The 11,901-nt window shown below is 64.9% G+C and carries 8 protein-coding genes; 4 read left to right on the forward strand and 4 right to left on the reverse strand.

The annotated features are described in order from the left end of the window. Window positions 1-16 precede the first annotated feature (16 nt). Together rho and trxA are read right to left on the reverse strand one after the other, a co-directional pair. Window positions 17-1,279 carry a transcription termination factor Rho gene (gene rho / locus AC07R0_RS24205; RefSeq protein WP_490593168.1) on the reverse strand — a complete coding sequence of 421 codons (1,263 nt, stop codon included), beginning with the start codon at window positions 1,277-1,279 and terminating at the stop codon, window positions 17-19. A 176-nt stretch (window positions 1,280-1,455) separates the two neighbouring features. After that, complete coding sequence (gene trxA / locus AC07R0_RS24210; RefSeq protein WP_495096598.1) at window positions 1,456-1,788, reverse strand: thioredoxin TrxA; 333 nt, start codon at window positions 1,786-1,788, stop codon at window positions 1,456-1,458. 146 nt (window positions 1,789-1,934) lie between these two features. Between trxA and AC07R0_RS24215 the strand changes: the two genes are divergently transcribed. After that, a complete protein-coding gene (locus tag AC07R0_RS24215) occupies window positions 1,935-4,469 on the forward strand; it encodes a PD-(D/E)XK nuclease family protein (RefSeq protein WP_495106793.1) in 2,535 nt (844 codons plus the stop codon). Here AC07R0_RS24215 and gcvA read toward each other — a convergent pair. Continuing rightward, on the reverse strand, window positions 4,466-5,389 hold the full coding sequence (gene gcvA / locus AC07R0_RS24220; protein WP_495106794.1) for a transcriptional regulator GcvA: 924 nt from the start codon (window positions 5,387-5,389) through the stop codon (window positions 4,466-4,468). The two genes, AC07R0_RS24215 and gcvA, sit on opposite strands and share 4 nt — an antisense overlap. A 184-nt stretch (window positions 5,390-5,573) precedes the next feature. On the opposite strand from gcvA, the gene AC07R0_RS24225 reads away from it, so the two are divergent. From AC07R0_RS24225 to AC07R0_RS24235, 3 genes are read left to right on the forward strand one after another with little or no spacing between them, the layout of a single operon-like run. Next, window positions 5,574-6,290, forward strand: coding sequence for an HAD family hydrolase (locus tag AC07R0_RS24225; RefSeq protein WP_495106795.1), 717 nt, complete (start codon window positions 5,574-5,576; stop codon window positions 6,288-6,290). Continuing rightward, window positions 6,283-7,497: an MFS transporter gene (locus tag AC07R0_RS24230; protein WP_495106796.1), complete on the forward strand. Its 1,215-nt coding sequence runs from the start codon at window positions 6,283-6,285 to the stop codon at window positions 7,495-7,497. The genes AC07R0_RS24225 and AC07R0_RS24230 overlap by 8 nt, the downstream gene beginning before the upstream one ends. Window positions 7,498-7,502: 5 nt before the next feature. Next, entirely contained in the window at window positions 7,503-10,754 is a 3,252-nt protein-coding gene (locus AC07R0_RS24235; protein ID WP_495106797.1) for a UvrD-helicase domain-containing protein, read from the forward strand. 7 nt (window positions 10,755-10,761) lie between these two features. Here the strand turns inward: AC07R0_RS24235 and AC07R0_RS24240 are convergent, their stop codons facing one another. Further along, window positions 10,762-11,157 (reverse strand): NUDIX hydrolase, encoded by a 396-nt coding sequence (locus AC07R0_RS24240; protein ID WP_495106798.1) that lies wholly within the window; start codon window positions 11,155-11,157, stop codon window positions 10,762-10,764. Between the last annotated feature and the right edge of the window lie 744 nt (window positions 11,158-11,901).

Below are 11,901 nucleotides of genomic sequence, written 5' to 3' on the forward strand. Positions count from 1 at the left end.
ATATTTTGAGGATCTGTTATCCACCGCGACGCATCATGTCGAAGAATTCGACATTGTTCTTGGTGGATTTCATGTTCTTCAGCATCAGTTCCATGGACTCGATCTCGTCCATGTTGTACATGAACTGGCGCAGGATGCGGCTCTTTTGCAGGATTTCGGGCGACAGCAGCAATTCTTCACGGCGGGTACCGCTGCGGTTCAGCTGGATAGACGGGAACACGCGCTTTTCGTACAAACGGCGGTCCAGGTGGATTTCGCAGTTGCCGGTGCCCTTGAATTCTTCAAAGATCACTTCGTCCATGCGGCTGCCGGTATCGACCAGCGCGGTGGCAATGATGGTCAGCGAGCCGCCTTCTTCCACATTGCGGGCCGCGCCCAGGAAGCGCTTGGGGCGCTGCAGCGCATTGGAATCGACACCGCCGGTCAGCACCTTGCCAGAGGAGGGTACGACGTTGTTGTAGGCGCGGGCCAGGCGGGTGATCGAGTCCAGCAGGATCACCACGTCTTTTTTCAGCTCGACCAGGCGCTTGGCGCGTTCGATCACCATTTCGGCCACGTGCACGTGGCGTGCAGCGGGTTCGTCGAAGGTGGAGGCGATGACTTCGCCCTTCACCGAGCGCTGCATTTCGGTCACTTCTTCGGGGCGCTCATCCACCAGCAAGACCATCATGTGGCTGTTCGGATAGTTGGCGGCAATGGCGTGGGCCATGTGCTGCATCATCACCGTCTTGCCGCTCTTGGGTGGGGCGACCAGCAGGGCGCGCTGGCCTTTGCCGATGGGCGCCACGATGTCGATGATGCGGCCGGTGATGTTTTCGTCACCCTTGATGTCGCGTTCCAGCTTCATCTGCTCTTTGGGGAACAGCGGGGTCAAGTTCTCGAACATGACCTTGTGCTTGTTTTCTTCGGGGCCGCCACCGTTGACCTTGTCGAGCTTGTTCAGCGCGAAGTAGCGTTCGCCGTCCTTGGGCGTGCGCACTTCACCTTCGATCATGTCGCCGGTGTGCAGATTGAAGCGACGCACCTGGCTGGGGCTGATGTAGATGTCGTCGGTCGATGCGGTGTAGCTGGTATCTGGGCTGCGCAGAAAGCCGAAGCCGTCAGGCAGGATTTCCAGCACGCCATCGGCAATGATCTGCTCGCCGGTGCGGGCGCGCTTTTTGATGATGGCAAACATCAGCTCCTGCTTGCGCATACGGCCGGTGTTCTCAATTTCAAGTTCTTCGGCTTGCTTGAGGACTTCAGACACGTGCAGTGCCTTGAGTTCGTTTAAGTGCATGGATGGACTCCTGTGAGGAGTTCTTGAGGAAAAAAGGGGGGGAGGTTTTGAGGAGGCTAGAAGGGCCTCACAAACCGGGAACTCGAACCGTCTTGCGGGATGGCAATCGGGTGAATGGGCGAATTATGACAGGAAAAAACGAAGCCACCGCAGGGGTGGCTTCAGGGAATACGCTATCAAGCCAGCTGTTGGTCGATAAATGCGGTCAGTTGGGCTTTGCTCATGGCGCCAACCTTGGTGGCTGCCAGCTCGCCGCCCTTGAAAATCATCAGGGTAGGAATGCCGCGGATGCCGAACTTCGCGGGGATGTCACGGTTCTCGTCCACGTTCATCTTGGTGATCTGCAGCTTGCCTTGGTAACCGGTGGCAACTTCGTCGAGAATCGGTGCAATCATCTTGCAAGGACCGCACCATTCAGCCCAGTAGTCCACCAGGACGGGGGTGTTGGATTTCAGAACGTCTGCTTCGAAAGTGGCGTCCGAGATGTGTTTGATGAGTTCGCTGGCCATGGGGGTTCCTTAAACTGAGTGCCGATACGACTGAAGTTGCGGCATTGTGACAGAAAGCAAGCCCCCTCGTCCTGTGTGGACGCGCTGTGCGGTGCTATTGCATCCATAGCGAAAATCCATTTCTCCCCCTCACCACAGCCTTATCCATGCCACCACTCCACGACCCGCTATGGTTTGCCCCGGCAACCGGCTTGCTGGACCAAATGCGGCAGGCCATGGCGCAGCGCCAGGCCCATCCATCGCGCACCGTGGTGTTGCTGCCTTATGCGCAGCTGATGCCCCTGGCACAGCGCTTCTGGGCCCAGGCCCAGCCAGCGGGCTTTACGCCGCGTTTTGAAACGACCTTGAATTGGGCGCGCAGCCTGGGCGGCGTGCCGCAGGGCGCGCACGACCTGCGCTTTGATACCGCCATGGACATGCTGCAGGCGCCGGCCTTGCTGGATAGTGCCGGCCTGGGCTCCCAGGCCGAGGCCTTGTCGGCCTGGTTGGTCGAGGCGGCCCACCAACTGGCGCCGTTGGCCGCCGCCGTGGCACCGCAGCAGCGCGCGGAATGGGCCGCCCAGGCCCGTACTGCCGTGTCTCTGGGTATGGAGGCCTCGGTGCTGGCCCTGGAGAGCCTGGTGGCGCGGATTGCACTGGAGTGGGTGGCCGCGTCCAGCTATGCCACCGACGCGTTGTGGAACGCCGCCGTGCCGGATGGCCTGGACTGCGTGATCATGCTTGACGGCTTCCAGTCCGAGCCCTTGGTCGAGGCCCTATGCCAGGCCTGGGGCAGCAAGGTGACCCGTTTGCTGCGCCCCGATCCGCCTCCGCCGTCCATGCCCGCGCTGCATCCCTGCACTGATTCCGAGGACGAGGCCCAGCGCGGTGCCGCCTGTGTCTTGCGGCATATCGAGGCCGGCCGGGCACCAGTGGCCCTGGTGGCAACGGACCGGCTGTTGACGCGCCGCATCCGCGCCATGCTGGCCACACAGAACGTACGCATACGCGACGAAACCGGCTGGAAGCTGTCCACTACCCGCGCCGCGGCCGAGGTGGTGGTCACGCTGCGCGCGGCCCGCTGGGACGCCAGCAGCGACGCGGTACTGGACTGGCTCAAGAACGCCCCTGCGTTCCGGCCCCGCGTGGTGCAAGGCCTGGAGCGCGCGCTGCGTAAAGCCGCCGCGCAAAGCTGGTCATCCTGGAGCCCCGAGGCCACGCCGCGCCAGCCTGCGGTATCCGATGCGGTGCGCCTGGCCAACGAATTGCGCGCCAACCTGCAAGCGGCGCGCCCCCTGGTGCAATGGCTGGCGGCTTTGCGCGCGCTGCTGCAGGCCAGCGGCCAATGGCCGGCCTTGGTGGCCGATGTGGCGGGGAATAGTTTGCTGTCGGCACTGCGCTTGCAGGAGGGGGCCGAACAAGAGCTGCTGCAACTGCCGCAGGCGGCCCGCCGCATGCGCCAGGCCGAGTTCAGCACCTGGGTGGGCGATACGCTGGAGGCGGCCACCTTTGTACCTACGCACCCATTGGACGAGCAGGTGGTGGTGCTGCCGCTGAGCCAGTTGCTGGCGCGCCCGTTTGCTGCCCTGGTGCTGCCGGGCTGTGACGAGGTGCGGCTGGCGGTGTCACCTGAGCCACCCGGTGCCTGGACTGTGGCTCAGCGTGAAGCCCTGGGCCTGCCCTCGCGCGCCGCATTGGAGGCCGCGACCCGCGCCTCCTGGGCGAATGCCCTGCAAACCCCGTATACCGATGTGCTGTGGCGGCACAGCGATGCATCTGGGGAAGACTTGCTGGCCAGCCCGCTGGTGCAGGCCTTGCGCGTGGATGGCTTGGACGAAGCAGCCGCCGAGCCACGCATTCCGCGCAGCTTACAGTCTCAGCCCAGCCTGCCGCCGTTGCCGGTGGGCCAGGATTTGCCGGTGCTGCGCCTGTCGGCTAGCGCTTACGAGGATTTGCGGCGATGCCCCTACCGCTTCTTCGGCCTGCGCCAGCTGGGTTTGCAAGAGTCGCAAGAGCTGACCGGCGAGGTGAACAAGCGCGACTTCGGCACCTGGCTGCACGCGGTGCTCAAGACTTTCCATGAAGAGCTAAAAGTGGCTCCAGCGCAGGATTTATCTGCGCGGGTAGCTATGATTAACGTAGCGGCAGAGGCGGTGACGCGCGACATGCACCTGGAGCAGGGCGAGTTCCTGCCCTTCGCCTCGGCCTGGCCGCGGGTGCGCGACGGCTACCTGGACTGGCTGGTCGAGCATGAGGCCAGTGGCGGTGTGTTCGAGCAGGCCGAAAGCGCGCTGGAGCAGCCCCTGGGCCCGCTGACCCTGATAGGCACCATAGACCGTATCGACCAGGTGCGGGCCGACGGCAGCCACACCGCGCTGGTGATCGACTACAAGACCGAAAACGCCATAGCCACCCAGAAGCGTATCCAGCAGCCTTTTGAAGACACGCAACTGGCCTTCTACGCCGCTTTGCTGCCCCACGACACCCTGCGTGCCGCTTACCTCAATGTGGGCGAGAAGGACGGCAGCAAACTGTTCGAGCAGACTGAGGTGGTGGAAGCGCGCGACGCCTTGGTGCACGGCATTCTGGACGACATGCAGCGCATTGCCGATGGCGCGGTGCTGGCCGCGCTGGGCGAGGGTATGGTCTGCGAATTCTGCGCCGCACGCGGCCTGTGCCGCAAAGATTGGTGGGGTAGCTAGCTGCTTCCAGATCGCTTCAACCACTCGCAAAACGCCACGGCCTGCGGGTTCTGCGCCGCGTGGGGCGGGCGTATCCAGTAGACGTTCTTCAGGTCGATTTCCAGCTGCGGGAAGGGGCGCACCAGCAGGCCGTTGTCCAGCACATCGCGCAGCTGGTGCGGGTTGCCCAGCGCCACACCCATACCCTGGATGGCGGCCTGTACCGCCAGATGGGTGTGGTCGAAGGTGACCATATTCGCGGCCTGCAACTCGGGTTCGCCTGCCGCCGCCAGCCAGTCCTGCCAGAACATCGGGGTCGAGCGGCTCAGCAGCAATGTGTGCTTGCGCAGATCGGCGGGTTTGCGGATCGCCAGCTTGCCAGATACCAGCTGCGGGCTGCACAGCGGCGTTAGCGACTCGGGCAAAAACGCCTCGATCTGTACGCCTTGCCATTTGTCCTTGCGCAGCAGCTCGGCGCGTTCGATGTCGTACATGCAGCGTATGGACACATCGTAGGCCGCCGGGTCAAAGTCGAAGGCGCTGGCGGTGGTGGACAGTTGTACGTCCACATCGGGCACCTCGGCGCAGAAGCTGGCAAGCCGAGGGATCAGCCACTGCGCTGACAGCGTGGCCATGGAGTTCACTGTCAACGTGTTACGCCGCCCCCGCCGCTCTATGCGTCCGGTGGCCTGGGCCATCAGGTCGAAGGCGCTGCTCAGGCTGGGCAGATAGGCGGCGCCTTCGGCCGTCAAGCCCAGGCGGCGCCCGTTGCGCTGTACCAGCGCCACGCCCAGCCAGGCCTCTAGCGCCTTGATCTGGTGGCTGACGGCGCTTTGCGTGACGTGTAGCTCCTGCGCGGCCAGGGTCACGCTCTCACAGCGTGCGGTGGCTTCAAACGCCCGCAGCATGTTCATGGAAGGGAGGCGGCGGGCGTTGCTCACATTGGATCCGGGTCTTTTGGCATGAGATTAATTCATGTATTTCTTAAAAATGAGCGATAGTCATTCGCCATTTGGCCCACTACGATCTGTCACCATGGAGCCTGGCAATGCCGTATAAAACTCATCTTATACCGGGCCTTGGCAAGCCGGCTGTGCACCTTGCCACGAGAAGTGGATGGCCAAAATGGCTTACCCTTCTGGCATTGCCGGGCATCCATCGCGATCTCGCCTAGGCACCCTCTCACTGGAAACCATCCTCATGTACAAAACCGTTGTCTTCGACCTGGGCGCCGTGCTCCTGCACTGGCAGCCTGTAGACCTTGTCGCCACCATGTTGCCCCAGCATGCCCCCACGCCTGAAGCCGCACAGCAGCTGTGCGAGCGCATCTTTCAGGGCCTGCACCCGGGCTCTACCTGGGCCGAGTTCGACCGGGGCCGCGTCGAGCCGGATGACCTGGCTGTGCAGTTGGCCGCCCAGACCGGGGTGGATGCCGATGACCTGCTGGACTTCATCCACGCCATTCCCGACCACCTGCACACCAAGCTGGACACCGCAGCCCTGCTGCCGCGCCTGCAGGCCCGGGGCCACCGGCTGGTGTATTTGTCGAACATGCCCACACCCTACAGCGAGCGCCTGTTGCAGGAGCGCGAGTTCTTCCATTACTTCGACGACGGCATTTTTTCCGGCCTGGTGGGCCTGGTGAAACCCGAACACGCCATCTACGCCAAGGCCGAGTCCGAATTCGGCCTGACGCCGGAGCACACGGTCTTTGTGGACGACAACGCCCACAACGTGCAGACCGCGCGCGCCCGTGGCTGGCAGGCCATCCAGTTCCTGGACGCCGCCCAGTGCGAACGTGACCTGCAAGCCCTGGGCTGGCTGGAGCCTGCGCATGGCTGATGCGGACCCCATCGCGGTTGCGCGCTCGGGCTTGCAGCGCTCGCCCAGCATGGGCCAGCGCTGGGGCCTGGCCCTGGCGCCGCAGATACGGGTGTTTGCCGCCTTCTTTCTGTATGCCTTCAGCCTGGGCAGCATCTTCCCCCGGCTGGGCGAGATCCAGCGCGGCATGGGCGTGGGCGAAGGGGCCCTGGGCCTGGCGCTGATAGGCACGGCTACCGGCACACTGGTGTCGCTGAGCTTTGCCGGCCCGCTGCTGGAGCGCATGGGCTACCGCCGTGCGTTGCTGGTGCTGACGCCGCTGGTGGCGGTGTTCTTTGCCATCGCATCCTGGGCCAGTGGGCCGCTGGTGTTGTACTTCTGCCTGGTGCCTGCGGGCCTGTGCATAGGCATGGTGGAGATCGTGGTGAATGTGGAGGCCGACCGGGTGGAGCACCAACTGGGCCGACGCATCATGAACCGCGCCCATGGCTTTTGGAGCTTTGGCTTTTTTGCCGCCGGCCTGATGGGCGCGGGCGTATCCCAGCTGGGCATCAGCCCGCAGCTGCATTTGATGGGCATGGTGCCGGTTGTGCTGCTTGCGGTCGTGCTGCTGCTGGGCCGCTTCAGCCCCGCGCCGCTGCGCGAAGTGGCGGCCGGTGATGCGCCACCGCACTTTGCCCGGCCCACGCTGGCCATCATGGCCCTGGTGTGCGTCACGTTGTCGGCCATGCTGCTGGAAGGTGCGGGTGCCGACTGGTCGGCCATCTATATGCGCGACGTATTTGCCGCCTCGCCCATGCTGTGCGGCCTGGCGGTGGCCACCGGGGCGTGCACCCAGGGCCTGATGCGCTTTTTTGCCGATGGCCTGGTGGACCGCTACAGCCCGGTGGGCGTGGCGCGCGGCCTGCTATCCGTGTTGGGCGTGGGCGCCTTGCTGGTGGTGCTGGCACCCGGGCCGGCCTGGGCCTTGCTGGGCCTGGGCCTGATGGGCGTGGGCACCAGCGGCATCTTCCCGCTGGCCATGTCGGCCGCGGCGCAGCGCGTGGATCGGCCTGCGGCGGTGAACGTGGCGGCACTGGCGCAGATTTCCTTTGTGGTGTTCCTGCTGGGGCCGCCACTGCTGGGCCAGGTGGCTGAGCACTGGGGCGTGCGTTGGGCGTTTGGCATGTGCCTGCCGTTTGTGCTGCTGAGCCTGCTGGCCGCTGGCGCATTGGGTAAAAAGGATTGACGTAGATGACGCAAGCTGCCTACGAGCACAACGGCCGGCCGGTAGAGCGGGCGGCCTTCTACGCCATGGCCTGCGACCCGCGGCGCAGCATCGCGGTAGAGGCCTGCGCGGGCGCGGGCAAGACCTGGATGCTGGTGTCGCGCATTCTGCGGGCGCTGCTGGAGGGCAGTCTGGCCCACAACGCCGAGGCTCATGGCCATGGCGTGGCCGCGCATGAAATTCTGGCCATTACCTTCACCAAAAAAGCCGCCGGTGAAATGCGCCAGCGGCTGAACGACTGGCTGGTCGAATTCGCCCAGGCCAGCCCGGAAAAACTGGCCTCCGAGTTGCAGGCCCGGGGCGTGCCCGCTGCGCAACTGCAAGTCCAGGCGGCGGCCCTGAAGCAGCTCTACCCCCAGCTGCTGGCCGCCGCCCGGCCGGTGCAGATACGCACCTTCCACAGCTGGTTTGCGGCTCTGCTGCGCACCGCGCCGCTGGCCGTGCTGCAGGACCTGGGCCTGCCCGCCAACTATTCGCTGCTGGAAGACGATACCGAGGCCGTGCGCGAGGTCTGGCCGCGCTTTTACGCCACGGTGGTCGATAGCCCCGCTGCGCGCGCCGACTTCGAGGCCCTGGTGGCCGAGCATGGCCGCTTCCAGGCGCAAAAGGCGTTGGCTTCGGCACTGGGCAAGCGCGTCGAGTTCGCGTTGGCCGATGCACACGGCGTGGTGGATGCGTCGGTGCCGCCGTTTGGCGAGCAGTTTCCGGCGTTTGCCGGGCTGGATGCACCGGAAGATTATTTGTGGACCCAGCGCCCGCTGCTGCAAGACGCGGCCAGCTGCCTGGGCAAGGCCAGCGCGCCGACCTTCTCCGCCAAGGGCGGCGAGCTGGAGCGTGCCATCACCGCCATGGATGCTGAAGGCGTGGCCGCCGCGCTGCTGACGGCCACCGGCTCGGCGCGCAAGTTTGGCGAGAAGATCGTCGGCATCGCCACCATCCGTGCGGCGCAAGAAGTGGCGCTGCAAGTGGCCCAGGCCCGGCTGCAGCACGCCGCCTGGGGCCACCAGCAGCGCATGGCGCGGCTCACCCGGCTGATGGTGGCCGAGCTGTCCGCACTCAAGTTCGAGCGCGGCTGGGTGGACATGAACGATGTGGAGCGTGCGGCCTCGGTGATGCTGTCCGACCCGGTGCTGAGCGGCTGGGTGCAGGAGCGGCTGGACGCCAAGGTCAAACACCTGCTGATTGACGAATTCCAGGACACCAGCCCTCTGCAGTGGCAGGCCCTGCACGCCTGGCTCAGCGGCTATGCGGGCTCGGGCGGCAATGCGCCCAGCGTGTTCATCGTGGGCGACCCCAAGCAGAGCATTTACCGCTTTCGCCGCGCCGAGCCCCAGGTGTTCCGCGCCGCGCAGGCCTTTGTGGTCGATGGCCTGGGCGGCGACCTGCTCAGCTGCGACCACACCCGCCGCAACGCACCGCCGGTGATGGCGGCGGTCAATAGCGTCATGTCTGCAGCCCAGGCCGCTGGCGCTTACGACGGCTTTCGCGACCACACCACCGAATCCATCGCCCAGGGCGCGCTGCGCTGCCTGCCGGCCATCCCGCGCGACGCGAATGCCAGCACGGCGGCAGCGGGCGAGGGCGGTTGGCGCGACAGCCTGGGCACACCGCGCGAAGAACCCGAGGACACCCTGCGCACGCTGGAATGCCGCCAGGCAGCCCACTGGCTGGCGCAGCAGCTGGCCGACGGCCTGCCGCCCCGCGAGGTGATGGTGCTGGCCCGCAAACGCGACCGCCTGGCCACCATGCGCGACGCGCTGCGCAGCCTGCACATCCCCACCCAGCAGCCCGAGAAAGCCGACCTGGCCGACGCCCCCGAGGTGCAGGACATCGCCGCGCTGCTGGACGCGCTGGTGTCCACCCACCACGACCTGTCGCTGGCCCAGGCGCTCAAGTCGCCGCTGTTCAGCGTGACAGACGCCGACCTGGTGCAGCTGGCCACTTTGCAGCGCGCCGCCCGAGCCGATGCCGAGCGCCAGGACGACAGCAGCTGGTGGACCTTGCTACATAATTCAGAGCTACTACCGCAGGCGCTATCTGCGCTAGCGCCCTATTTGTTGCGATGGAAGCAGTGGCTGGACAGCTTGCCGCCGCACGATGCGCTGGACGCCATCTATGCCGACGGCGACGTGCTGGCCCGCTTCGCCGCCGCCGCGCCCGCTGCCCTGCGCGGATCGGTGCAGGCCAATCTGCGTGCTGTTCTGGGCACCGCCCTGCAGCTGAATGAAGGCCGTTTTGCCACGCCGTATGCGCTGGTGCGCGCACTCAAGGCCGGCGGCGTGAAGGCCCCGGTCACCAGCCTGCCGGATGCCGTGCGCCTGCTGACTGTGCACGGCGCCAAGGGCCTGGAGGCCGCGCTGGTGCTGCTGCTCGATACCGATTCCCCGCCCAGCAAGGCCGAAACCATGGGCGTGCTGGTGGACTGGCCCGGCGAGGCTGCTGCCCCGGTGCGCCTGGTGTTCCTGGCCAGCGAGTCGCACCCCCCCGCTTGCGTGGTTGATGTGCTGGCCATAGAGCAGGCCGCGCGCCGGCGCGAAGAGCTGAACGGCCTGTACGTGGCCATGACGCGCGCGCGCCAGCAACTGGTGCTGTCCTCGGTGCAGCCGCGCAACGCGGTGGATGGATCCTGGTGGCAGCGTCTGCAGCCCCTGGCCGAGCCGGTGCAGTTGCAGGCAGACAGGGTGGCGGCATCCACCGCGCCGGCCGTGGATGCGGCTTTCGAGGTGCTGGTGCTGCCAGACATTGGTTTGTCGGCCACACCGCCACGGGCCGAGGCCGAACCGGACGTGTTGGAGTCACGCATCGGCAAGGCCATGCACCGTCTGCTGGAGTGGGGTGTGCTGGACGCCGCCCAGCAGCAGGCGGTAGCCCGTGAGTTCGGCCTGAGCCCAGACCAGACCCAGAAGGCAGTCACCATGGCCGCCGCCATCCGCGCAGGCGAGGGCGCCTGGGCCTGGGATGCCGATGTCATCGACTGGAGCGGCAACGAGGTGGCCTTGACTTACCAGGGCAAAACCCTGCGCCTGGACCGCCTGGTGCGCCGTAAAGACACCGGCGCCTGGTGGGTGCTAGACCACAAATCCAAAGCCCAGCCGCAACGCGATCCGCTGTTGGTGCAGCAGCTGGAGACTTATCGCGAGGCGTTGATGGCACTGTATCCGGGGGCGGAAGTGCAGACGGCGTTTTTGACGGGGGCGGGGGGGCTGGTGGTGGTATGAGTGAGGGTTAGTCTTTAGGTCGGGAGCTGCGCAGGAATTCTGCGCAAAGAATTTGAACAGCTGGTGCGAACTTCTCGTGGTCTTGCCAATGTAGCCACTTTACTTCGCTGATCTCGCCGTGCGGGAGCGGTTCATTTTTCCACTTGGCTGCGAAACAAACGAGCTCAACTTCACCTGCTTGCCCATAAGCTGGGCCGACTACGGTGTAGAGGTAATGGATAGACTCATGATCGATTGAGATTCCCAGCTCCTCTGCTAGCTCTCGTTGTAGAGCTTCTTCGGGCAATTCATCCTTCTCAATTTTGCCGCCAGGAAGATACCAGTGTTCGTTCTGACGAACACGAACAAGCAATAGAGTGTCATCTCGTTCTGCTACTAAGCAAGCGCATCGCAAGGGATTCATAGATTTCTATAGAGAGAAGATCGGGCCTAGCACCGCATTTTTTCGCTTCAACACGGGGGAGTACCGCACTATAGCTGGGCAACACCTTGCATCTTGCCTTGCGATTGTTGTCTGTTTTGAGTCTGGTCGTGTCGCAGAGACCGCTGGCCGGGATGTGCGCCCGGCGGCGCAGTAACTTTTCTTTTGCGCAAAAGAAAAGTCACCAAAAGAAAGGCGCCCCCACTGTCTGCGCCCTCCGCTGGCGCTACGGGAACCTGCGGTGCTCGCTTTGGTCGGGGTCTGGCTAAACTCGCCTGCGGCTCAGACAACGCCAGCCCTGATCCGCCCAAAGCTGCGCTCCTCGGCGCATACAGAGGGGGACCCCGGGGATCGGTGGCGCGCAGCGCCACATCGCGCCTAGGGCGCGAGCCCGGTGCAGCCCGGCTGTGCCGGGCTGGGTCTTTGGCTGTCCGCTTGCTGGGTCCCCTCTGTATGCGCCGAGGAGCGGAGCTGCAAGTGGATCAGGGCCCGCGATTGTTTGAGGCCGCAGGCCGAGTTCGAGCGGGCCCCCCCTTTCAGCGAGCACCGCAGGTTTCCGTAGCGCCAGCGAAGGACGCAGACAGTGGGGCGGCCTTTTCTTTGGTGCCTTTCTTTTGGCCGCGTGTATGGACCGGGTACCTAGGTAACAGGTGTGCGAGGACATGGGTAACACTTTTCCAGCGCGAGATGCGCGAGGAGAAGTACATGGCCTGGCAAACAAGGAAC

The organism is Rhodoferax sp. GW821-FHT07F03, from assembly GCF_059418745.1.